The organism is Alcaligenes sp. Lyrl_28 (assembly GCF_051948705.1).
Classification (GTDB): domain Bacteria; phylum Pseudomonadota; class Gammaproteobacteria; order Burkholderiales; family Burkholderiaceae_B; genus Alcaligenes; species Alcaligenes ammonioxydans.
This window is the reverse complement of the sequence record NZ_JAYJLG010000002.1, coordinates 629,408-651,245: the sequence shown is the minus strand read 5'-3', so window position 1 is coordinate 651,245 and position 21,838 is coordinate 629,408. Positions and strand designations below refer to the sequence as shown.

The 21,838-nt window shown below is 56.8% G+C and carries 22 protein-coding genes; 6 read left to right on the top strand and 16 right to left on the bottom strand.

Annotated elements, in window-relative coordinates:
* Positions 1–61: 61 nt before the first annotated feature.
* The 10 genes from rplI to VF694_RS07510 form a co-directional block, all read right to left on the bottom strand.
* The gene (gene rplI / locus VF694_RS07555) at positions 62–517 is read right to left on the bottom strand and encodes a 50S ribosomal protein L9 (protein ID WP_003802443.1); all 456 of its coding nucleotides are present in this window, start codon (positions 515–517) and stop codon (positions 62–64) included.
* Between the two features lie 18 nt (positions 518–535).
* Positions 536–808, bottom strand: coding sequence for a 30S ribosomal protein S18 (gene rpsR, locus VF694_RS07550; RefSeq protein WP_003802444.1), 273 nt, complete (start codon positions 806–808; stop codon positions 536–538).
* An 89-nt stretch (positions 809–897) separates the two neighbouring features.
* Positions 898–1,215: a primosomal replication protein N gene (priB, locus tag VF694_RS07545; protein WP_003802445.1), complete on the bottom strand. Its 318-nt coding sequence runs from the start codon at positions 1,213–1,215 to the stop codon at positions 898–900.
* A gap of 13 nt (positions 1,216–1,228) precedes the next feature.
* A complete protein-coding gene (rpsF, locus tag VF694_RS07540) occupies positions 1,229–1,627 on the bottom strand; it encodes a 30S ribosomal protein S6 (RefSeq protein WP_003802446.1) in 399 nt (132 codons plus the stop codon).
* A gap of 143 nt (positions 1,628–1,770) precedes the next feature.
* Entirely contained in the window at positions 1,771–2,574 is an 804-nt protein-coding gene (gene folE2, locus VF694_RS07535) for a GTP cyclohydrolase FolE2 (RefSeq protein ID WP_003802447.1), read from the bottom strand.
* Between the two features lie 149 nt (positions 2,575–2,723).
* Positions 2,724–4,589, bottom strand: a complete 1,866-nt coding sequence (gene dxs, locus VF694_RS07530) for a 1-deoxy-D-xylulose-5-phosphate synthase (protein WP_003802449.1) — start codon at positions 4,587–4,589, stop codon at positions 2,724–2,726.
* Positions 4,590–4,704: 115 nt separating this feature from the next.
* Complete coding sequence (locus VF694_RS07525) at positions 4,705–5,613, bottom strand: polyprenyl synthetase family protein (RefSeq protein WP_003802450.1); 909 nt, start codon at positions 5,611–5,613, stop codon at positions 4,705–4,707.
* A 1-nt stretch (position 5,614) separates the two neighbouring features.
* A complete protein-coding gene (locus tag VF694_RS07520) occupies positions 5,615–5,881 on the bottom strand; it encodes an exodeoxyribonuclease VII small subunit (protein ID WP_003802451.1) in 267 nt (88 codons plus the stop codon).
* Between the two features lie 250 nt (positions 5,882–6,131).
* On the bottom strand, positions 6,132–6,983 hold the full coding sequence (locus VF694_RS07515; protein WP_003802452.1) for a sulfurtransferase: 852 nt from the start codon (positions 6,981–6,983) through the stop codon (positions 6,132–6,134).
* A gap of 1 nt (position 6,984) precedes the next feature.
* Positions 6,985–7,884 carry a DMT family transporter gene (locus VF694_RS07510; protein ID WP_051010444.1) on the bottom strand — a complete coding sequence of 300 codons (900 nt, stop codon included), beginning with the start codon at positions 7,882–7,884 and terminating at the stop codon, positions 6,985–6,987.
* 246 nt (positions 7,885–8,130) lie between these two features.
* Here VF694_RS07510 and htpX point away from each other — a divergent pair, with 246 nt between their 5' ends.
* Both htpX and VF694_RS07500 read left to right on the top strand, forming a co-directional pair.
* The gene (gene htpX, locus VF694_RS07505) at positions 8,131–9,012 is read left to right on the top strand and encodes a protease HtpX (RefSeq protein ID WP_131071405.1); all 882 of its coding nucleotides are present in this window, start codon (positions 8,131–8,133) and stop codon (positions 9,010–9,012) included.
* Between the two features lie 184 nt (positions 9,013–9,196).
* On the top strand, positions 9,197–10,861 hold the full coding sequence (locus VF694_RS07500; RefSeq protein WP_059318791.1) for a Na/Pi cotransporter family protein: 1,665 nt from the start codon (positions 9,197–9,199) through the stop codon (positions 10,859–10,861).
* 165 nt (positions 10,862–11,026) lie between these two features.
* Here VF694_RS07500 and polA read toward each other — a convergent pair whose 3' ends face one another.
* Positions 11,027–13,744 (bottom strand): DNA polymerase I, encoded by a 2,718-nt coding sequence (gene polA, locus VF694_RS07495; RefSeq protein ID WP_440164018.1) that lies wholly within the window; start codon positions 13,742–13,744, stop codon positions 11,027–11,029.
* Between polA and VF694_RS07490 the strand changes: the two genes are divergently transcribed.
* The 4 genes from VF694_RS07490 to hisM all read left to right on the top strand — a co-directional run bounded on the left by VF694_RS07490 (position 13,743) and on the right by hisM (position 16,712).
* On the top strand, positions 13,743–14,411 hold the full coding sequence (locus tag VF694_RS07490) for a TIGR00730 family Rossman fold protein (RefSeq protein ID WP_003802458.1): 669 nt from the start codon (positions 13,743–13,745) through the stop codon (positions 14,409–14,411). The two genes, polA and VF694_RS07490, sit on opposite strands and share 2 nt — an antisense overlap.
* 102 nt (positions 14,412–14,513) lie before the next feature.
* Positions 14,514–15,305, top strand: a complete 792-nt coding sequence (locus tag VF694_RS07485; RefSeq protein ID WP_240209067.1) for an ABC transporter substrate-binding protein — start codon at positions 14,514–14,516, stop codon at positions 15,303–15,305.
* Positions 15,306–15,321: 16 nt separating this feature from the next.
* Positions 15,322–16,011 (top strand): ABC transporter permease, encoded by a 690-nt coding sequence (locus tag VF694_RS07480; RefSeq protein WP_003802460.1) that lies wholly within the window; start codon positions 15,322–15,324, stop codon positions 16,009–16,011.
* Positions 16,011–16,712 carry a histidine ABC transporter permease HisM gene (hisM, locus tag VF694_RS07475; RefSeq protein WP_003802461.1) on the top strand — a complete coding sequence of 234 codons (702 nt, stop codon included), beginning with the start codon at positions 16,011–16,013 and terminating at the stop codon, positions 16,710–16,712. The genes VF694_RS07480 and hisM overlap by 1 nt, the downstream gene beginning before the upstream one ends.
* 77 nt (positions 16,713–16,789) lie before the next feature.
* Here hisM and VF694_RS07470 read toward each other — a convergent pair whose 3' ends face one another.
* The 5 genes from VF694_RS07470 to rbfA all read right to left on the bottom strand — a co-directional run bounded on the left by VF694_RS07470 (position 16,790) and on the right by rbfA (position 21,838).
* Positions 16,790–17,248: a DUF1641 domain-containing protein gene (locus VF694_RS07470; RefSeq protein WP_440164016.1), complete on the bottom strand. Its 459-nt coding sequence runs from the start codon at positions 17,246–17,248 to the stop codon at positions 16,790–16,792.
* Between the two features lie 14 nt (positions 17,249–17,262).
* The gene (locus tag VF694_RS07465) at positions 17,263–18,453 is read right to left on the bottom strand and encodes an NAD(P)/FAD-dependent oxidoreductase (RefSeq protein ID WP_440164015.1); all 1,191 of its coding nucleotides are present in this window, start codon (positions 18,451–18,453) and stop codon (positions 17,263–17,265) included.
* A 364-nt stretch (positions 18,454–18,817) separates the two neighbouring features.
* Entirely contained in the window at positions 18,818–20,635 is a 1,818-nt protein-coding gene (gene typA / locus VF694_RS07460) for a translational GTPase TypA (RefSeq protein ID WP_003802464.1), read from the bottom strand.
* 3 nt (positions 20,636–20,638) lie between these two features.
* Entirely contained in the window at positions 20,639–21,391 is a 753-nt protein-coding gene (gene truB / locus VF694_RS07455; protein ID WP_003802465.1) for a tRNA pseudouridine(55) synthase TruB, read from the bottom strand.
* A gap of 33 nt (positions 21,392–21,424) precedes the next feature.
* Entirely contained in the window at positions 21,425–21,838 is a 414-nt protein-coding gene (gene rbfA, locus VF694_RS07450; RefSeq protein WP_003802466.1) for a 30S ribosome-binding factor RbfA, read from the bottom strand.

Genomic DNA, 21,838 nt, shown 5'->3' with positions numbered 1-21,838 from the left:
CTTTTTCTAGCTTGGCAGATACACTCCAAAGAAGAATGTACCATGCGTCAACGCACTAGTCTTAGGCGACGTCGCCTTGAACCACAACGTTGATTTCAGCGATCACGTCAGGGTGCAGAGCAACCTGGACAGGGTACTCGCCCACAGCTTTCAGGTGACCGTCGATCAAACGAACCTGGGTCTTGACCAGATCTTCAAAGCCTGCTGCTTTCAGTGCATTGGCGATGTCCATGGTGGTCACGGAACCAAACAGACGACCATCCACACCGGCTTTCTGAACCAGCGTGAACGTCTGACCGTTCAGCTTTTCGTTCTGAGCCTGAGCAGCGGCCAGCTTTTCAGCCTGCAGCTTTTCCAGTTCGGCACGACGTGCTTCGAACTCTTGCAAAGCAGCAGCCGTTGCACGGCGAGCAACTTTACGTGGCAGCAGGAAGTTACGGGCGTAACCATCACGTACGCGCACGACATCACCCAGATTACCCAGGTTGGCGACTTTTTCGAGCAAAATAACTTGCATGACTAAGGTTCCTCTGGATTATTTGTGGTTGTCGGTGTACGGCAACAGAGCCAGGAAACGAGCGCGCTTGACGGCGGTGTCCAGCTGACGCTGGTAGTGAGCTTTGGTGCCCGTCAAACGTGCAGGGATGATCTTGCCATTTTCCTGGATGAAATCACGCAGGGTGTCCAGATCTTTGTAATCAATTTCTTCAACGCCAGCGACGGTGAAGCGGCAGAATTTGCGGCGCTTGAACAGTGGGTTCTGTTGTGCAAATTTGCGTTTTTTGTCTTTGCCTCTACGGAAAGCCATTTTGTGCCTCGTTAGTAACCGGGCTATACCCGGGAGAATTCAGTGTGAAGCGAGGTGTTGAACACTTCGCGACGATCGAGCCAGACCAGTCAGACCGTAACAGAGCCTTGTCCCGGAAAGTGACGCTGATACTGCTGTACATGCAGCACCAGACGTGTCGAACCTTTACGGGCCGGGGCTATAAAACCTTGTAGCTGCAAATGGGCTCCCAAAGGAGTGTCTGCCAGACCCAAGGCGTTATTGCCTAATGCCACTACCTGCATCGTCAATGCGATTTGCCGGGAGTGACCGGCTTCCATTACGGAAGATTCGTGTTCCAGGACCAATTCCAGAGCAGGGACACCAGCCGGCGTATAACGCAAAGGCTTGATGTCGATAAGCTGGCCGGCAAGAGAGAACTGGTTCACGCAGTCGGAGCTATTACTCTTCAGCTTGAGCTTCAGCGTCAGCCGCTGCAGGAGCGCTGGCTTCGGTGCTTGCTTTACGTGCTTCTTCGCGTTCGACGGACTTCATCATGACCGAAGCGCCTTCAGGGGCTTTCTTCGTGCCAGCGACGAGGTAACGCAAGATGGCGTCGTTGTAGCGGAAGGAATGCTCCAGCTCGTCCAAGGTGGACTGACCGCATTCGATGTTCAGGCACACGTAGTGAGCCTTGACCAGTTTCTGGATGGGGTAAGCCAGTTGACGGCGGCCCCAGTCTTCCAGACGATGAATAGCACCGCCTTCGGAAGTAACAATCGCCGAATAGCGCTCGATCATGGCGGGCACTTGCTCGCTTTGATCGGGATGCACAATGAACACTACTTCGTAGTGACGCATGGAACAACTCCTTGTGGATATCGCCTACTACCCGCTGCTAAAACAGTCAGGCACCAAGCGCGACAGCCCGCCCATTCAATCCGGGTCGAGCAAGAAACCATAGATACTAGCACCAAAAAAGCCTGGCTGACAAGCCAAAAGCCTTAGCCCTGCACGCTTGCGTAGGCAGAGTGATTATGAATCGACTCGAAATTCTCGGCTTCGATGCTATAACGCAACACTCCGGGCAGACTGCGCACGCTGACAGCCACATCCCGAACCAGATCTTCGACAAATTTGGGATTGTCGTAGGCGTACTCGGTCACGTATTTTTCATCAGTGCGCTTTAACAGGCCCCAAAGCTGACACGAAGCCTGCTCCTCCACCGACCGGATCAAGGCGGGCAGATCCAGAGCGTCCGGATGGGAAAAAACGGCTTGCACGGTCACATGCGAGCGCTGATTATGCGCACCGTATTCGGAAATTGCTTTCGAGCAGGGGCACAGACTGGTCACGGGAACCAGCACGGACAGCTCGAACTCGGGCTGGTCATCCACGCCAACACGTGCCGTCCAGCTGACGGTGTAATCCATCAGGCTGGCCACTCCCGAGACAGGCGCGACTTTTTCAAGAAATACGGGAAAAGTCGCTGTCATATCGCCACGACCGGCGTTCAGCAAAGGCAGCATGGCCTGGGCCATCTGTACAAAACCGGCTGGGGTCAGGGCTTGACGGCGATACTCTTCCAGCAAGGCCACAAAGCGCGACATATGGGTGCCTTTTTCTTCCGGCGGCAAAGCCACCGTCAACTCCCATTGCGCCACGGTGGGCACAGCCTGCCCCTGCAGATCCAGCATCATCGGATGCCGCACCCCGCGCACACCCACGCGCTGAATTGCAACACGGCGTGTATCCATGCTGCTTTGCACATCTGGCATGGCCAAGGGCGATTCCGACACTGTATTCATATCCATCAGCTTCAGCGACGGCAGAGCCGCCACTGTAAATAAAAAGAATAATTGATGATTATCTTACGCTTATCGCAAGCGAGCTTCGATAACCTTAACAAGAACGCGCATATTGGGGTATTTAAACCCTAAACTGTGCAGAAATTGCCTCATTCCTCGAACAGACTTGAGAAACGCGCACGAATGGAGCGTTCAATGCCAACCGCATCCAGACCCAAATCCTGAGCAATTTTCTTTTGGTCGCCGTGATCGATGAACTCGTCGGGGTAAGCCAGCTGCAAAACGGGCATGACCAGCGCTTCACGGCTGATAAATTCCAGCACGGCACTGCCTGCGCCACCCATCAGACAACCCTCTTCCACTGTGACAAAAGCCTGATGGCTTTGCGCCAGCTCTTGCAGCAGGGCCTCGTCCATGGGTTTGACAAAACGCATATCCACCACGGTGGCATCCAGTGCCTCGGCCGCTTTCAGGGCTTCGTGCAACACTGGGCCAAAAGCCAGAATCGCCAGATTTTTGCCCTGACGACGCAAATTCGCCTTGCCCAGCGGCACGGTGTTGAGTTCCTGACTCACCGGCGCCCCAATGCCGGCACCCCGCGGATAACGCACCGAGCTGGGCCCGGGATGCTGGTAGCAACAGGTCAACAGCAAGCGAGTTTCATTTTCATCCGACGGCGTGGCAACGACCATGTTCGGAATGCAACGCAAAAAAGCGATGTCGTAATTGCCCGCGTGGGTCGCCCCGTCGGCCCCCACGATTCCGGCACGATCCAACGCAAAGGTCACGTCTAGATTCTGCAAGGCCACATCGTGAATCAACTGATCGTAGCCACGCTGCAGAAAGGTCGAATAAATAGCCACAACGGGTTTTTGCCCCTCACAGGCCAACCCGGCCGCAAAGGTGACAGCGTGCTGCTCGGCAATGCCCACATCGAAATACCGGCGTGGAAACTGCTGCTCGAACTCCACCATCCCACTGCCCTCACGCATGGCGGGGGTGATACCGTACAAGCGTTGGTCGTGTCTGGCCATGTCACACAGCCACTGACCAAAAATCTGGGTAAAGGTCGGACGCGGCTTGGTGGCAGGTTTGACCAAACCCACGGAGGGATCAAATTTGCCAGGGCCGTGATAGAGCACAGGGTCAGCCTCTGCCAGCTTGTAGCCCTGCCCTTTGCGGGTGACGACGTGCAAAAACTGCAAGCCGCCCAGATCGCGCAGATTGCTCAGGGTAGAGACCAAGGCATCCAGATCATGGCCGTCGATCGGACCGACATAATTGAAACCCAGCTCTTCAAATAAGGTAGCGGGCGTCAGAATCCCCTTGGCATGGCCTTCAAACTTGCGCGCCAGATCCAGTACGGGCGGTACATGCTGCAAAACAGCACGACCTACATTCTTGGCAGCGGCATAGAAACGGCCCGACATCAGGCGCGCCAAATAGTGATTCAGGGCACCCACGGGTGGCGAGATCGACATGTCGTTGTCGTTCAGGATCACCAGCACATTCACATCGGGAGTCACGCCTGCATTGTTCAGGGCCTCGAAGGCCATACCGGCCGTCATGGCTCCATCGCCGATCACGGCGATATGCTGACGTTCGATACCGGCATTGCGCGAGGCCACGGCCATACCCAGCACCGCCGAGATGGAGGTGGAGGAATGCGCGGTGCCAAAATCGTCGTATTCGGACTCGGAGCGCTTGGGAAAGCCCGAAATACCATCTTGCTGACGCAAGCCGGCCATTTGTTCGCGCCGGCCAGTCAGAATCTTGTGCGGATAGGACTGATGACCCACATCCCACACGATACGGTCGTGCGGCGTCTCAAACACATAGTGCAAGGCCGTGGTCAATTCAACCGTGCCCAGATTGGACGACAAGTGCCCACCGGTTTTGGATACAGACTGCAGAACAAACTCGCGCAACTGACGGGCCAGCTCGGGAAGATCGCGTTGATCAAGCTGGCGCAAGTCGGCGGGAGAGTGGATCTGCTCTAGGGAAACGGTTGTCATACTAAAAGACGTCTATCCGGGCAAATAAGTGAAACGACTGTCCAAGAACAATCGCCAATCGGCTATTGTAAAACGCTTCGCGGCCTGTGCCAAAGTCACACAGACCGGCAACGGTCTAATGATCGCGGCCCACGATGTAATCGGCCAGTTGCGTCAGGCGTGTCGCGGCAGGCCCCAAAGGTCGCAACGCCAGTTGGGCCTGCTCATTGAGCGCCCCCAGCAACTCTCGCGATCCTTCCATACCCAGAATGGACACATAGGTGGGCTTGTTATCAGCGGCATCCTTGCCCGCCGTCTTGCCCAAGGTCTCCGTATCCGCGGTGACATCCAAAATGTCGTCCACAACCTGAAAAGCCAGACCCACAGCCTGGGCATATTCCTCCAGGCCATTGCGCACGGTAGACGAGGCGCCTGCCACAATACCGCCCAGCAATACACTGGCCTGCAGCATGGCACCGGTCTTCATGCTGTGCATTTCCTGCAGTTGATCGCGATCCAGGGCAATACCCACACTATCGCAGTCAATGGCCTGACCGCCCGCCATACCGGCACTGCCCGCAGCCTGAGCCAACTGGGTAATCGCCTGCACGATGAGAGCGGGCGCAATTGGCATTTGCGCCAACAGCTCGAAGGCCAAGGGCTGCAAAGCATCGCCAGCCAGCATGGCGCAGGCTTCGTCAAACTGCACATGCGTGGTCGGACGGCCGCGACGCAGCTTGTCATCGTCCATGCAAGGCAAATCATCGTGTACCAAAGAGTAGGCGTGAATCAGCTCCACGGCTGCAGCCGCCAACTCCAGAGCTTTTTGTTGCGCAGCGGCCATCGGCTTGCCTTGCAAGGCAGCCTCACCGGCAGCATACACCAGGGCGGCACGCACACGCTTGCCCCCCCCGAGCACGGAATAACGCATGGCCTCGTGCAAACGAGCAGGCTCCTGACTGACTGGGGGCAAGGACTGATCCAGTACATGTTCAGTTTGCTCAACCCGAGCCTGAAGCCAATCAGAAAAACTGGTAGAACTCATCTTAACTATCTCCAACGGCCTCATCCCCGGACAGGGGACGCAACAGATTGCCTTGCAATACGCTGACCTGTTCTTGGGCAAGGTCCAGCTTGCGTTGACACAATTGGGCTAACTCCACGCCCTGCTCGTACGCCTGCAAGGCTTGCTCCAGTGGCAACGCCCCACTTTCCATACGAGCGACCAGCGCCTCCAGTTGCGCCAGAGCGGACTCGAAATCCTGCTGGGCTGGCGCCTGGGCGCTTTGATTATCATCGCGAGATTTAACCATAATTATTCCTGATCAATGAGGGCGGTCCGGACAAGCCGACACCCAATTGGAAGTGGCATTGTACGGGAGCTGGCGCGGGAGGGAAGTCTACAATCCGGATAGAGAGCCGGTACAAAAAAGAAAAATGCCCCCCACGCCGCGCCTGCGGCTTGCAGCTCCCCACGGGGACTCTTTTACCTTGAGGAGGCCCGGCGGTAAAAAGGCCGCCCGTGGGCGGCCTTTTCAATTCTGCCAGGGTGGCAGGGCAAGCCTAACTGCGCGCTACGGGGCGGCTCGCATCACTCACCCATTCACTCCAGGAGCCCGGATAAAGACCGGAACCCGTCAGGCCTGCCAACTCCATCGCAAAAAGATTGTGACAAGCGGTAATACCTGAACCACACTGATGTACGACCTGATGGGCAGGAGTGGCACCCAGCAAATCCTGAAACTCCTGACGTAACTGCGCTGCCGGCTTGAAACGCCCCTGTTCATCCAGATTATTCAGATGGGAACGATTCAAGGCGTCGGGGATATGGCCGGCCACGGGGTCCATCGGCTCCACATCTCCCCGATAACGCTCCGCAGCGCGCGCATCCAGTACCGTGAAAACAGGCGTCGTCAGGTTTTTGAGCACTTCCTGAGTGCTGACCGTAGGCATGGCAGCGTGCTCAGGCAGGCTTACCGTGCCAGTGGACTGAACCGGCGTGGCGGCCCCTTGCTGCTCGGCTCCCCCCACCTGTTGCCAGGCTTGCCAGCCGCCGTTCAAAATAGCGACCCGGGAGTGCCCCAACCAGCGCAGCATCCACCACATATGGCTGGCAAACAGCGCCCCCTGGGCGTCATACACCACCACCTGCGTGTCATCGCTCAACCCTTTTCCCTGCAAAAGCTGGACCAGCTCCTGACGGCTGGGCAAAGGATGGCGGCCATTGAAACCCGTCTTGGGCGCGGCCAGATCCAATTCATGATCCAGAAAAACTGCCCCGGGAATATGTCCTTGCTCATAAGCGCGCCGCCCGGCCTGATGATCGGCCAGATCATGGCGTACGTCCAGAATCAACCACTGCGGATTGTTCAGCTCGGCCTGGACCTGCTCGGCGCTAACCAGAAATTCAAACACCTCATGCCTCCTTGACAGAAGCCTGCTCCTGCGCCGCGGCCTGACCTCGCAAGATACGATCCTCGCTGTAGGTACGCCAGGCCGACAACAGGCCAGACCCAATAATCAATCCCATGCCCGCCCATGCCAGCCAGTCGGGCACATCGCCCCAGAACGCTATGCCAATCAGGGCAGCAAAAATAATGGTGGTGTATTGCAGGGCCGCGGTCAACAAGGCCGAGCCCAGCCCGAATGCCCGTGTCATGGTCAACTGCCCGAACAAGCCCGACAGGCCCACGCCCAGCAAAGCCAGCCAGGCGCGCCAGCTCAGCTCCCGCCAACCTTCCCACAGCAGGCCAAGCAGGCTGGAACAGACGACAAAACAGGAAAACAGAAGCACCGTGCGCCATTCGGGTTCGCCAGAACGCCCCAAAGCCCGCACCTGCATCATGGCGACGGCGCTTAGCGCGCCGGCACACAGGCCCAGCATGGCCGCCCACCACTGGTCGGGAGTAATACTGGGGCGCAGTACGCCGATCACCCCCATGAAACCCAGCAGCACCGCGATCAGACGCACAGGATCGCGCTGGGTACCGCCCCAGGCGAGCATCCAGCAGGCAATAAACAGGGGAGCAGTGTAGTTAAGGCTAACCGCCGTGGATAAAGGCAGATTGGCCAGGGCCAGAAAGCCCAGCCACATGGAGCTGACCCCCGACACATTACGTCGGATATGCAGCTTCCAGCTTTGCGGGGCCAGCCTCAAACCGCGACTCTTGGCCCAGAACACCAATAGCAGAACCGACGGTACACCCCGGAACAAAACGATTTGTGCCATCGAGGCCCCCGCATCGGCGGACACTTTGACGCAGGCCCCCATAATGGCAAACATGGCGCAGGCTACCAGCATCCACAATGACTGCATGTGATCAGACCAGATTCAGTGATAAGGGAAAGCCATTACTATACTCCCCACCTTGTAAAAGTGGTCCGCCAACCCCATATCCAGACCACTTACACAACAGCAGGCAAGACAGCCCACGAAACTATCTTGTCCAAAAGCTGACTAAAAGCTGACTATTTTATTTTCACGCCTGGAATCAAGGCTAAAATTCGCGCAGATCGTGTACTCACGGTCACGCTTTTTTCTGTCACACCGGAATCCGCATTCATGAAACGAATTGTCCTTTTCTTAATAACCAACTTGGCCGTCATGCTGGTGCTCAGCGCCTCCATGAATATTTTGGGTGTGGGACGTTACCTGAACGCGCAGGGTCTGGACCTGACGCAACTGTTGATCTTCTCGGCCCTGGTCGGTTTTACCGGCGCCATCATTTCCCTGCTGATGAGCAAGTGGATGGCCAAGCAAAGCGTGAACGCCCGCGTCATCGACCCGAACGCCCCTGCCAACGCCGAAGAGGCCTGGCTGGTCGACACCGTGCATCAGTTGGCTGACCGTGCCGGTATTGGCCGCCCGGAAGTAGCCATTTACGAAGGCGAACCCAATGCCTTTGCCACCGGTGCGTTCAAGAATGATGCGCTGGTCGCCGTGTCCACCGGTTTGCTGCGCGGCATGACCGAAGAAGAAGTCATGGCCGTGCTGGGCCACGAGGTCGCTCACATCGCCAATGGCGATATGGTGACCCTGACCTTGATCCAGGGTGTGGTGAACACCTTCGTGATCTTCCTGGCCCGTCTGGCCGGCTACTTTGTGGACCGCGTACTGCTGCGTAATGATCGTGATGTGGGCATGGGTTACTACGCCTCGGTTTTTGTGTTTGAGCTGATTTTTGGCGTACTGGCCTCCATCATCGTGGCCTGGTTCTCACGTCAACGGGAATACCGCGCCGATGCCGGCTCTGCCCAACTGCTCGGTTCGCGCCAGCCCATGATTCACGCCCTGGCCCGTCTGGGTGGCATGGCGCCGGGCGAGCTGCCCAAGAACTTTGAAGCTGCAGGCATTTCGGGCGGTCGCTCCATCAGCGCCATCTTCGCCTCGCACCCGCCGATTGCCGCACGCATCCAGGCACTGCAAAGCGCCCAGTCCGTGTAAGCACCCCGGCACTCAAGCCAGACAAAACGCTCCGCAAGCCTAGGTGCTTTCGGAGCGTTTTTTGCAGGCTTTCTGCCTGCCTGCCCGTCGTCATCCGCCTGCGCGTCAGCCCTCTACCAAGCGAATCGGTGTGTCCGTAATCTGGGACTCACGCTTGTAAGAGGCGCTGGGCTATTATTTAGCCATGAAAGAAATCTTCGCACTTCTCGATTTCGGGGGTTATATCGCTTTGCTCCTGTGGGGTATCCACATGGTGCAAAGCGGGGTTCAGCGCGCATTCGGTGCCGAGCTGGGCATCTGGATGGGCCACGCACTGGGACGGCCACGACGCGCGTTCTTTGCCGGCGCCGCGATTACCGCAGCCATTCAGAGCAGTACCGCCACTGGCTTGATGATTACCAGCTTTGCCGCTACCGGGATGGTCGCCCTGGTGCCAGCCCTGGCCGCCATGCTGGGCGCCAATGTGGGCACGACGCTGATCGTGCAATTGCTGTCCTTCAAGATGACCGCGCTGGCCCCTGCCCTGATTCTTCTGGGTGTTTGGCTGTTCCGCTCGCAAGAGCCGGGACGACGCCGTGATCTGGGACGGGTCTTTATCGGCCTGGGCCTGCTGCTGCTGTCTTTGCATGAACTGGTGGGACTTTTCTCGCCCATTCAGGATGCTCCCTTGCTGCAGACCATCCTGGAAGCCCTGGCCGGCAGCCCCATGACCGGCATGTTGCTGGCCGCCCTGCTGACCTGGGCCGCTCACTCCAGCGTTGCCATCGTGGTGTTGATCATTTCCCTGGCCAGCCACCAGCATATGGACCCGCAACTGACCTACGCCCTGGTCCTGGGTGCCAATGTGGGCACTGCCATCAACCCGATTCTGGAAGGCGCCGGCAGCACCAAAGACCCCGCCAACAAACGTCTGCCGATTGGCAACCTGGGCACCCGGCTGTTCGGCTGTCTGATAGGCATGATTCTGCTGCCCTGGATTCCCGATCTGATGAGCTGGTTCACCCATGACCCGGCCCGCGCCGTTGCCAACTTCCATACCTTCTTCAATCTGGCAGTGGCCGCCTTGTTCCTGCCTTTGCTCAAACCCTATTCGCGCTTGCTGAGTCGCTATCTGCCCCGTCGCACAGACCCGGACGATCCCGGCCTGCCCTTATACCTCGATCAGTCGGCTCTGGAAGTCCCTGCCGTGGCCCTGGGCAATGCAGCTAGGGAAGCCCTGCGCCTGTCCGACATGCTGCAGGAAATCCTGGATACGGCACGCCAGAACATGCTTAACAACAGCACCCACAGCATTAACCACGCACGCTATATCAGCAATGCCGTCAATCGCCTGGAGCCTTTGATTACCACGTATCTGGCCCGCCTGGACCAGGAGAATCTGAACAAGAAAGATACCCGCCGCCTTAACGATATTCTGACTTTCTCGACCAATATCTCGCATGCCGCCACCATCAGCGTGAACGGCTTGCTCAGCCATACCGCCAAGTTGCGCAAACAGGGCTGGATATTGCAAGCGGAAGAACAGACGGAAATTGGCAAGGTCATGGACAGGCTGATTCGCAATCAGCGTCAGGCAGCCGCGCTGTTTGTGGCCGAAGACGTCAAAACCGCCCGCTTCCTGGCTTTTGAGAAAGATTTTTTCCGCGAACTGGAAGTGGCCGCCGCCGACCGCCATATTCGCAAGATCAAAGCCGGCCAACTGGATTCGGCCGAGCAAGGCTCCCTGTATCTGGAAATCTTGCGCGACGTGCGCACAATCAACTCGTATCTGGTCAGTGCCGCCGCCTATCCCATTTTGGCCAAGCACGATGAGTTGCTTCCCAATCGGGTACGCTCCAACGACGACTGAACGCTCCAGTCCTTAGGTGACCAGGAACACAGCGCCAGACAAGCGCAAAATAGCCTCGTGAGCACACAAAAGGGCGACCTGTTTCCAGGTCGCCCTTTTTACTGACCTCAAGCTTGCACAGGCAGACGCGCCAACCCGCCTGCCCTGGCCTTAAGGCGTGCGCGTTTAGTGGGCCTGCTCCCAGTTGTCGCCCACCCCTACCTCCGCCACCAGTGGAATATCCAGCTTGGCCACATTGCACATCAGCCCCGGCAGATGCTCACGCAAGGTGTCCAACTCGTCTTCGGGCACATCAAACACCAGTTCGTCGTGCACCTGCATCACCATTTGTGTACGCAGCTTATTGTCTTCCAGCCAGCGTTGCACCGCGACCATCGCCATCTTGATCAGATCAGCCGAGGTGCCTTGCATGGGCGCGTTAATGGCAGCACGCTCTGCGCCCGCCATGCGAGGCCCTTTTGCTCCCTTTAACTCTGGCAGCCACAAGCGTCGGCCAAACACAGTTTCCACATAACCCTGCTCGTGAGCCTGGGCCTTGATACGAGTCATGTAGCTGGCCACACCCGGATAACGCGCAAAGTAGCGGTCGATGTAAGCGCGAGCGGCATCACGGGTGATGCCCAGATTGCTGGCCAGACCAAATTCCCCCATGCCGTAAATCAAGCCAAAATTGATGGCCTTGGCGGCACGACGCTGATCGGAACTGACGTCCTGGGTCTGAATACCGAAAATCTCGGCGGCCGTGGCAGTGTGTACATCACCGCCCTGCTCGAACACCTGCTGCAAATTGGCGTCCCCTGAAACATGAGCCATCACGCGCAATTCAATCTGGGAATAGTCAGCAGACACCACCTTGCCCAACTCGGAGACAAACGCAGCCCGGACACGACGACCCTCTGCCGTACGTACAGGAATATTTTGCAGATTCGGATCCGAGGAGGCCAGACGCCCTGTAATAACGGCGGCCTGTGAATAACGCGTATGCACCCGCCCGCTGTCCGGATTCACCATTTTGGGCAATTTGTCGGTATACGTGGACTTGAGTTTGGCCAAGCCCCGGTACTCCAGCAACACCTGGGGCAAGGGGTAGTCCTGGGCCAGACGGGTCAATACATCCTCATCGGTGGACGGCGCGCCGCTGGCCGTTTTACGCACGACGGGAATACCCAGCTTGCCAAACAGGATCTCACCGACTTGCTTGGGTGAATTCATATTAAAGGGCTGATCAGCCAGCTCGTAGGCCTTGTTCTCCAGCTCCAGCATTTTCTGCCCCAGCTCGTGACTTTGACGCGCCAGGGTGGACACATCGATTTTGACGCCGTTGCGCTCCACAATGGTCAGCACTTCCGAGGCCTGCACCTCCAGCCGATAAATGCGCTCCAGCCCTGTCTCCTGGGCGAGCTGAGGACGCAGACACTGATGCAGTCGCAAGGTGTAATCTGCATCTTCGCAGGCATAGTGGGAAGCCACTGAGATCTCGACTTCGTCAAAGCCAATCTGCTTGGCGCCCTTGCCGCAAATGTCCTCATACGAGGTGCCTTTCAGCCCCAACCATTGCAGGGCCAGCTCGTCCATGCTGACGCGCTTGTGCGACTGCAGGACATAGGCTTGCAACATGGTGTCGTCCTGAATACCGCGCAAATGGACCTTCTCATTGAGCAGGACGTGAGTATCGTATTTGGCGTTGTGCAAGACCTTGGCCGCCTGCGCATTCTCCAGCCAGGGCCGCAAGGTCTGCAATACATAGTCTTTGTCCAGTTGCTCCAGGTCCAGCGAACCCCGGTGTGCGACGGGAACATAGAAAGCCTGGCCTGCCTTGACTGAGACCGACAGACCCACCAGTCGCGCCATCAAGGGGTCCAGGGAAGTAGTTTCGGTATCCAGTGCCACCAGTTGCGCCTTTTCAAGCAGGCTTAACAAGGAACTCAATTGCTCCTTGGTGGTGACGGTATGGTAATCCAGCTCCGTCGGCGCCTGCGGCGTTTGCGCTTCGACGCGGCTGTCCTGTGCAGGCACACGATCCGGGTCCTGCGTCAACTCGCGCAGCCAGGTCCGAAAACCATAAGTCTCGTAAATGTCCTGCAAAGTGGCCTTGTCACGCGGTTCCGGTTCCAGAGCTTCGAAATCCCCCGTAAAACCAGGTACCTCGCAATCGAGCTTGACGGTCACCAGCTTGCGCGTCATTTCAAAGTTGGCACTGAAGTCGCGCAGGTTCTGCCCCGCCACACCTTTGATTTTGTCGGCGTGACGCAACAGTTCGTCCAGACTGCCGTACTCCCCCAGCCATTTGGCGGCGGTCTTGGGGCCTACTTTGGGAACACCGGGGACATTATCCGAGGTGTCGCCAATCAACATCAAATAGTCGACGATCTGATCGGGACGCACCCCATACTTGCTGATCACCCCGTCAACATCCAGCTTCTCGTTACTCATGGTGTTGACCAGCCGGACATGCTCATTGACCAACTGGGCCAGGTCCTTGTCCCCGGTCGAGACCACCGTCTCAATGCCGTTTTCAGCGGCCAGGCGAGACAGCGTGCCGATGATGTCGTCAGCCTCTACGCCGGACTGGCAAATCAGATGCCAGCCCATGGCCCGCACGGCTCTGTGAAGCGGTTCTATTTGCACCGCCATGTCATCGGGCATGGAAGGCCGGTTTGCCTTGTATTGATCGTACAGATCGTCCCGGAAGGTGCGGCCCTTGGCATCAAACACGCATACCATATAGTCCGCCTGATAATCCTGCAGCAGGCGACGAAGCATATTGATGACCCCGTACAAAGCGCCTGTAGGCTGGCCTTGCGCGTTTCGCAGATCGGGCATCGCATGGTACGCTCGATACAGATAGCTGGAACCATCAACGAGCAACAAGGTTTTTTTCATGTCTAACAATAAAATCGTCCGTTTACCGGCCTCTGAGCAGATTCCTACCATCATGAAGGAACTGCAAACTGCGGTCGATACATTAAAAGAAATGGGTGCTGGCGTCAGTGTTTTTGGCAGCGCACGCATCAAACCCGGTCATCCTTACTACGAACTGGCCCAGGAGCTGGGCCGTCGTCTGGCCGAAGCGGGCGTCACCCTGATTGCAGGCGGCGGCCCCGGGCTGATGGAAGCCGCCAACAAAGGCGCGTACGAAGCAGGCGGGCAAAGTGTTGGCCTGAATATACGCTTGCCTCACGAAACGACCAACAATCCCTACCAGACGCACAGTTTGCAATTCGAGTATTTCTACTCGCGCAAAGCCACCTTTTTCATGCATAGCTGGGCCTACATTGCCCTGCCCGGCGGTTTCGGCACACTGGATGAGCTGTTTGAAGTCATGACGCTGGTCCAAACCGGCAAAGTCCCACCTGCACCCATTGTACTGATCGGCACTTCCTTTTGGTCCGGCCTGATCGAATGGATTGGTGACCAATTGATGGAGTTGGGCCTGATTGGCCCCAAAGACCTGAATTTGCTGGTCCTGACCGATGATCTGGACGAGGTTATGGGCTACATCAACCAGTGCTGCGTGCTGCCTAGGGCGGAACCCGCATTGCCCCAGTAAGGCGTCCGGGTTAAATTTGCGGTCTTTCTTCGGCCCTCCATCAGCAGGGCCGAATTTGTATTGAATGCCACAAGCTAGTCGATATTTGCCGGAGTCCTTCACATGAACAAAATCCTTGCCCGCCTTTTGATGGTGGCTTTTTGCACCGCCTTGGCGCCCGTTGCCCATGCTGACGGGCCATCCGAAATCCGTTTTGCCACTGAAGCAGGCTACCCCCCCTTCGAATACCTGGACCCCAGCGGCCAATTGCAGGGGTTTGACATCGATATCGGCAACGAGATCTGTAAACGCTTGCAAGCCAAGTGCGTGTGGATCGATCAGTCCTTTGACAGCCTGATCCCCGGCCTGCAGGCCCGCAAATTCGATCTGGCCAACTCCACCATGACGGCCACCGAAGCGCGGGCCAAGGTCATCGACTTTAGCGAACCCATGTACATCGTGCCGGTTCGCCTGGCCGCCCGCAAGGGCAGCGGCCTGGAGCCCACCGCCGAATCACTGAAAGGTAAACGTGTGGGCGTGCAGCAAGGCACCACCATGGAAACGTATGCGCGCCAGAACTGGGCCAATAACGGCGTCACCATTGTGGCCTACCCCAGCTACACCGACGCCTTCAATGACCTGGCCGGTGGCCGCGTTGACGCCACCTTCCAGGAAGCCCAGAACGCCATCGAAGGCTTTTTGAGCAAACCGGCCGGCGCCGACTTTGAACTGACGGGCAGTACCGTCGATGACAGCCCGATTTTGAACGAACCGATTGCCATGGGCATTCGCAAAGGCAACAAAAAACTCAAGAAAACCGTTGATGAAGTTCTGCGCGAAATGAAAGCCGATGGCACCATGCAGGCCTTTGCAGACAAATACTTCCAAAAAGACAACATTCGCATTGCGCCCTGACCTGGATATCTGAACCATGCTGCTTTACGGTTATGGGCCGCAGTTGCTGGCGGGCACCTGGGAAACCATCAAGCTGGCGGTACTCTCGCTGCTGGTTTCCCTGCTGCTTGGCCTGGTGGCTGCCCTGATGAAACTGTCCCGCACCTCGCTGCTAAGAGGGCTGGGCGGTTTGTACACCACCCTGATCCGGGGTGTCCCGGATCTGGTGCTTTTGATGTTGTTCTTTTTCAGCCTGCAAATCTGGCTGAACGAGCTGACCGACTGGCTGGAATGGGACATGATCGAGATCGATCCCTTCGGCGCCGGAGTGGTCACTCTGGGCTTTATTTATGGCGCCTATTTTGCCGAGACCTTCCGGGGCGCCCTGATGGCCATCCCCAAAGGCCAGATGGAAGCTGGCAAAGCCTGTGGCTGGAGCGCCTGGCAAATATTGCACCGCATACAGATCCCTCAAATGATGCGCTACGCTCTGCCCGGACTGGGCAACAACTGGCAGATTCTGCTTAAATCCACTGCCCTGGTATCGCTGATCGGCCTGAGCGACGTGGTCAAGATTGCCCAGAATGCCGGCAACGCCACCTTCAACTCTTTCTTGTTTGTGGGCCTGACCGCCCTGATCTATCTGGGCCTGACCGCAGTCAGCAACATCGGGCTGAGCTACCTGGAGCGACGCTATAACATCGGCGTAAAAGGAGCGCAGTTCTAATGGATGTCCTGAACGAATTCTGGCGCGCCTACCTTTATCAAAGCAACGGGCAGCTCTCGGGCCTGGCCATGACGCTGTGGCTGTTGGTAATCTCGGTCACCATCGGTTTTTTCCTGTCGATCTTCATGGCCATTGGCCGGGTGTCGGGCAAAGCCTGGCTGTCGCGTCCCATCGGCGCCTTCACCTACTTTTTCCGGGGTACGCCGCTGTACGTACAGATCCTGCTGATCTATACCGCCATGTACAAGCTGGCCATCGTCAAATCCGTGCCGGCACTGGAAGCTTTTTTCATGAGCGGCTTCAATTGCATGATTTTGGCCCTGACCCTCAATACTGTCGGCTACACCACCGAGATTTTTGCGGGGGCCATCCGCTCCATGCCTCCGGGTGAAATCGAATCGGCCCGGGCTTATGGCATGTCTGGCTGGACCTTGTACCGCCGCGTGATTCTGCCGCAAGCCCTGCGTCGTGTGCTGCCTGCTTACAGCAATGAAGTGGTGCTGATGCTGCATGCCACCTCGCTGGCTTTTACCGCTACCGTTCCTGACCTGCTCAAGATCGCGCGCGACGCCAATGCCGCCACGTACCAGACTTTTACCTCCTACGGGATTGCTGCACTGATTTACCTGTGCGTGTCCTTCATTCTGGTGGGCATTTTCCGTATCGTGGAAAAGCGCCAAATGGCATTTTTGAATCACTGAACGCTGAGGTGCCGAACAAGAAAAAAGGGCCGCTTTCACAAGCCGCCCTTTTTTTCTTTAGCGATACAGCGGCCGTGTCAGTCCCCCGTGTGATCCAGGTCCTGATAACGCATCTGGCGCCCCATCACACCGGCCATCATCAAAAAGAAAGTCAGGCCGCGACGCACTTCCGGCTCCTTGGCCAGTCGTATCAGGCCCATCAGGGTCGGTGTGGTCTCCGTGGCCCGCACCTGATCCGAAGCCATACGTGCCGCATTTCCAACCGACCAGGCGGCCCCTATGCCCTCCTCAAAGCCCTTCATAAGCTTTTCGAGCATATAGTCGTCCGTCATATCCACCAGATCGGCCAGCAGGGACACCGCATCCACCACCCGATTAAGGCGACCACCGGCCAGCAAAGGTTCGATCTTGCCGATCAGTTCATCCAGGCCCTTGATGCCCGGATCCTCTCCAAGCAGGCTTTCCAGAGCGGAAGGGGACTTCTGAGCAGCGCCCGCATCATCGGGATTCAAGGATTTATCCGATACCGAATTCATCTGTCTCTCCTGACTTAGACCAAGCCACGGGCCACGGCCCAGTAAATACCCCGGTTAAAACCCTTGCGCAGCAGTCCACCCAGTTTGGTGGGCGGCGTGGGATGCACATCCTCCTTGTAGTCGTACCAGAGCGGCATACCGCCCTCCAGACCCATTTGGGCTACCGCCACCACCCGGCCATCGTATTCGTCGCTGGTGCGCCCAAATCGCAACTCTGAGGCCAGGTTATTGACCACTACGGGCGATTGGTTATGGCAGGAGCCGCCCGCTTTGCTGATAGGCAGGTCCACCGTGTCACCCAGCACGTATACATTGTCCAGCCCCAGCACCTTCATGGTTTGTTGATCGGTGGGGACCCAGCCTTCGTTGTCGGCGGCTTGAGAAATCCCCGAGTCACGTACAGCAGGCACCGCCGTAATGGGAGGAGTCGCCATCAGGAGGTCGAACGGCTCTTCTGCGCCTTCTTCGGAATAGGCAATCTTGCGTTCAGGGTCCACACGGCTCAGGGTGAAACCGCGTTGATGCTTGATGTCCCGATCCTCAAAAATGGGCGGCAAGACCTGACAAACCTCGTTCTGCATGAACAGACAATTACGCAAAAGCTGGGAGGTCGTGGGATAGGTATAAGCAATCTCCACCTTGTCGCGTACACCACGACGACGCAGGTACTCGTCCAGCATCAAGGTTGTTTCTACCGGTGCAATACCGCACTGGTGAGGGACGTTATGAGTTTTGGGGAAGGTGACCGTTACCAGCACACGGCCCTTTTCCAGCTTGCTCAGGCGGTCCGCCAATTGGCGCGCGGGCGCATGCTGATAGAAATGATCACCGCCCTCTTTCAGGCCTTCGATTTTTTCCGGTGAGGGGACGCAGCCGGTAGACAGAACCAGGTAGTCATAGTCGATCTTCTTACCACTGGCGCAGTGCAGACGGCTGGCCTTGAAGTCAAAACCACTGACTTCCTCTAGCTGAAAATCAATTTCGGGGCGCAAAAGTGAAATTTGCGGACGTCGCAACTCGTCCCTGAAAAAAGCATCAAAAGCCACGTACATAAAAGCGGGCTTGTAATAATGCCAGGGAGAGTTGGACAGCATGGTAATGCGGACTTTACCAGAACGAATTTCCGGGTATAGCTTGGTCACTAAATGATTGGCGGTCATCGTACCGCCAATACCACCACCTACAATCACAATATGCTGCACCATCAGTATTCTCCTTAATGGGGGAAACTGCGCACCGGCTCTTGCAATGAAAAAATCTTTTCAAAAACAAGAAGATGCCCAGCTACAACTGAGACTTTGCAAAGCGAGCTTGGTAATGTGTCCAGCCAGTTTGTATCAAGCAGGTATTAAGCAGAAATTAAAGCAACCCATCAGACTCAATAAGCCACTTAATCAATTTTATTTATCCCACACCCTTTCTTGAATTTAAAAATCAAGCTGGGGTGCTTATGCATACACCCCAGCTTTTTAATACCGCGTTCTAAATCCGGCTGACGCCAACCATAGTAAGAGAAAAAAAAACGCCTGCATCAAGCAGGCGTTTTCTCGTATCGCTAAACCCGAAAAATTAACTTTCGCGTTGGCTGCGACGGCGCTCGTGTTCTTTCAGGTAACGCTTGCGCAGGCGAATGGACTTGGGAGTCACTTCAACCAGCTCGTCGTCATCCAGGAAGTCCACGGCGTATTCAAGAGTCAGACGAATAGGTGGAACCAGATCAATATGCTCGTCCTTGCCGGAAGCTCGCACGTTGGTCAGCTTCTTTTCCTTGATGGGGTTGACCACCAAATCGTTGTCACGGCTGTGAATACCGATGATCATGCCCTCGTAGAGCGCATCACCCGGCGACACAAACATGCGACCACGATCTTGCAGCTTCCACAAAGCGTAGGCTACGGCGTCCCCATCATCCTGGCTGATGAGCACACCATTACGACGCTCGCCAACCGTACCTTCACGCATCGGACGGAACTCATCAAAGGTATGGCTCATCAAACCGGTACCGCGTGTCAGCGTCATGAACTCGCCCTGAAAGCCAATCAGGCCACGAGCGGGAATCCGGTATTCCAGACGGGTACGGCCACGGCCATCGGCAACCATATCCTGCAAGTCACCACGACGTCGACCCAGCTCTTCCATCACGCCGCCTTGGTGGCCGTCTTCGACGTCCACCGTCAGTTGCTCGTAGGGCTCCATCTTGACACCGTTCTCTTCACGGATCAGCACGCGAGGACGTGACACGGCCATTTCATAGCCTTCACGACGCATGTTCTCGATCAGAATGGTCAGGTGCAACTCGCCACGACCGCATACCTCAAACACGGTATCGTCGTCGGTTTCATTCACGCGCAGAGCCACGTTGGACTTCAGCTCTCGGTCCAGACGATCACGCAATTGACGGCTGGTCACAAACTTGCCTTCACGACCGGCCAAGGGCGAGGTATTCACCATGAAGTTCATGGTCAGTGTAGGCTCGTCAATGCGCAGCAAGGGCAAGGCTTCCGGATGGGCGGGGTCCGTGACGGTGCAACCAATGCCCAGCTCTTCAATACCGTTGATCAGAACGATGTCGCCTGCTTCAGCCTCGTCCACCGAGACACGCTCCAGACCCTTGAACTTCAGAACCTGGTTGATACGGCCCTTGATGACTTCGCCATCAGGACCAAATTTCACAACGACATCCTGAGCAGCGCGGACACGACCCCGGTTTACACGGCCGACACCAATCTTGCCCACGTAGGAGCTGTAGTCCAGGGAACAGATTTGCAACTGCAAAGGAGCATTGACATCATCTTCACGCTGAGGAACGTGCTGCAAGATTGCGTCGAACAAAGGACGCATATCGCCTTCGCGCACATCTTCGGTCAAACCGGCGTAGCCCGACAGGCCCGATGCGTAAATGATGGGAAAGTCCAGTTGTTCGTCAGTCGCGCCCAGTTTGTCGAACAAATCAAAAGTCGCGTTGATCGCGTAGTCTGGACGAGCGCCAGGACGATCCACCTTGTTGACCACCACAATTGGACGCAAACCCAATTCCAGCGCCTTGCGGGTCACAAAACGGGTTTGGGGCATCGGGCCCTCGACCGCGTCCACCAACAGCAACACGCCATCGACCATGGACAACACACGCTCGACCTCGCCGCCAAAGTCAGCGTGACCGGGGGTGTCAATAATGTTGATGTGAGTGCCTTCGTACTCAACGGCACAGTTCTTGGCCAGAATCGTAATGCCGCGTTCTTTCTCGATATCGCCCGAGTCCATGACACGTTCGGAGATATGTTCGTTGTCACGGAACGTACCTGCCTGTCTCAACAATTGATCGACCAAGGTGGTCTTACCATGGTCAACGTGGGCAATAATGGCCACATTGCGCAATGCGCGTCTCATAACTCATCCTTCTGATTGAAGTTTTTTGGGCAAAATCTCGGTAGGCAAGCTCTCGATGGCCAGCAAGGCCGACATCGGGTCTTCCATCGCCTGCAACCCGTCCAGGGTGTAGGCATCGTCGATATGAAAAGGTCCTAATTCTGTCCGGCGCAAGGCCGTCAGATGGGCAAAACACCCCAGAGCACGTCCGATATCTTGCGCCAGGGTCCGGATATAGGTTCCCTTGCTGCAACGTACAAACAAACGTGCCGACAGCGGCGTAAAGTCTTGCACCTGCAAATCGTGAATCACGAGATGTCGTGCCTCACGTTCCAGCTCTATACCCTGACGGGCATATTCATACAGGGGCTTGCCATCGCGCTTGAGCGCGGAATACATGGGTGGCACCTGCGTAATGGGTCCTCGAAAGGCAGGCAATACTGCCTCCAGCGCCTCGAGGGTGACGCCGGCAAACTCTGCCGGAGCCTGGGACACCACATTGCCGGTCAAGTCACCTGAATCGGTTTCTTGTCCAAACTGCAAGGTAGCTTCATAGGCTTTGTCTGCTTCCAGCATCGTGGCGGAAATTTTGGTAGCCCGGCCAAAACAGCAAACCAGCAGGCCCGTTGCAAACGGGTCCAGGGTTCCAGTATGGCCAGCTTTGCGGGCATCCAGAGTGCGGCGGGCACGCTGCAAAGCGTGGTTGCTGGACATCCCGTCGGACTTGTCCAGCAGCAGCACACCATCAATCAACTGCCCGCGTTTTCGCGTAGCCATTGTGTGTCAATCCGTGAAGAAACAACAGCCGCGTCAGGGCTGCTCGTCCGGCTCGTCCGATTTGGACGCAGAGCCAGTCAATTCGCTATCGGCCTGGTTGGCGCTGTCGATAAGCTTGGAGAGCTCCATGCCCCGCTCCAACTGCCGGTCGTGATGAAAATGCAGAGTAGGAACGGTATGGATATGCAGCAGCTTGAACAGCAGGGAATGCAACCAACCGGCTTTCTCGGTCAGGGCCGCCTGGGCGACCTCAGGCTCGGCGCCCAGCACCGAGTAAAACACTTTGGCGTGCGCGTAGTCCGGAGACAGCTCCACGCCGGTCAGAGTAATCAGACCAGCGCGGCTCATGTCGATCTCGCGCTGGATCAAGACCGCCAGATCCTTCTGGATCTGGTCGGCCAGGCGCAGATTGCGCCCTGGGTTTGGTTTGGACTTGTGTCGTGCCAT

Excerpts from the sequence above, each read along its gene's own strand:
- hisM (WP_003802461.1), top strand. The coding sequence starts at position 16,011 with ATGGATGTCCTGAACGAATTCTGGCGCGCCTACCTTTATCAAAGCAAC.
- rbfA (WP_003802466.1), bottom strand. The coding sequence starts at position 21,838 with ATGGCACGACACAAGTCCAAACCAAACCCAGGGCGCAATCTGCGCCTG.
- VF694_RS07520 (WP_003802451.1), bottom strand. The coding sequence starts at position 5,881 with ATGGTTAAATCTCGCGATGATAATCAAAGCGCCCAGGCGCCAGCCCAG.
- VF694_RS07465 (WP_440164015.1), bottom strand. The coding sequence starts at position 18,453 with ATGGTGCAGCATATTGTGATTGTAGGTGGTGGTATTGGCGGTACGATG.
- VF694_RS07525 (WP_003802450.1), bottom strand. The coding sequence starts at position 5,613 with ATGAGTTCTACCAGTTTTTCTGATTGGCTTCAGGCTCGGGTTGAGCAA.
- VF694_RS07490 (WP_003802458.1), top strand. The coding sequence starts at position 13,743 with ATGTCTAACAATAAAATCGTCCGTTTACCGGCCTCTGAGCAGATTCCT.
- VF694_RS07510 (WP_051010444.1), bottom strand. The coding sequence starts at position 7,884 with ATGCAGTCATTGTGGATGCTGGTAGCCTGCGCCATGTTTGCCATTATG.
- VF694_RS07480 (WP_003802460.1), top strand. The coding sequence starts at position 15,322 with ATGCTGCTTTACGGTTATGGGCCGCAGTTGCTGGCGGGCACCTGGGAA.
- typA (WP_003802464.1), bottom strand. The coding sequence starts at position 20,635 with ATGAGACGCGCATTGCGCAATGTGGCCATTATTGCCCACGTTGACCAT.
- folE2 (WP_003802447.1), bottom strand. The coding sequence starts at position 2,574 with ATGAATACAGTGTCGGAATCGCCCTTGGCCATGCCAGATGTGCAAAGC.
- VF694_RS07485 (WP_240209067.1), top strand. The coding sequence starts at position 14,514 with ATGAACAAAATCCTTGCCCGCCTTTTGATGGTGGCTTTTTGCACCGCC.
- dxs (WP_003802449.1), bottom strand. The coding sequence starts at position 4,589 with ATGACAACCGTTTCCCTAGAGCAGATCCACTCTCCCGCCGACTTGCGC.
- VF694_RS07470 (WP_440164016.1), bottom strand. The coding sequence starts at position 17,248 with ATGAATTCGGTATCGGATAAATCCTTGAATCCCGATGATGCGGGCGCT.
- htpX (WP_131071405.1), top strand. The coding sequence starts at position 8,131 with ATGAAACGAATTGTCCTTTTCTTAATAACCAACTTGGCCGTCATGCTG.
- polA (WP_440164018.1), bottom strand. The coding sequence starts at position 13,744 with ATGAAAAAAACCTTGTTGCTCGTTGATGGTTCCAGCTATCTGTATCGA.
- rplI (WP_003802443.1), bottom strand. The coding sequence starts at position 517 with ATGCAAGTTATTTTGCTCGAAAAAGTCGCCAACCTGGGTAATCTGGGT.
- VF694_RS07500 (WP_059318791.1), top strand. The coding sequence starts at position 9,197 with ATGAAAGAAATCTTCGCACTTCTCGATTTCGGGGGTTATATCGCTTTG.
- truB (WP_003802465.1), bottom strand. The coding sequence starts at position 21,391 with ATGGCTACGCGAAAACGCGGGCAGTTGATTGATGGTGTGCTGCTGCTG.
- rpsR (WP_003802444.1), bottom strand. The coding sequence starts at position 808 with ATGGCTTTCCGTAGAGGCAAAGACAAAAAACGCAAATTTGCACAACAG.
- rpsF (WP_003802446.1), bottom strand. The coding sequence starts at position 1,627 with ATGCGTCACTACGAAGTAGTGTTCATTGTGCATCCCGATCAAAGCGAG.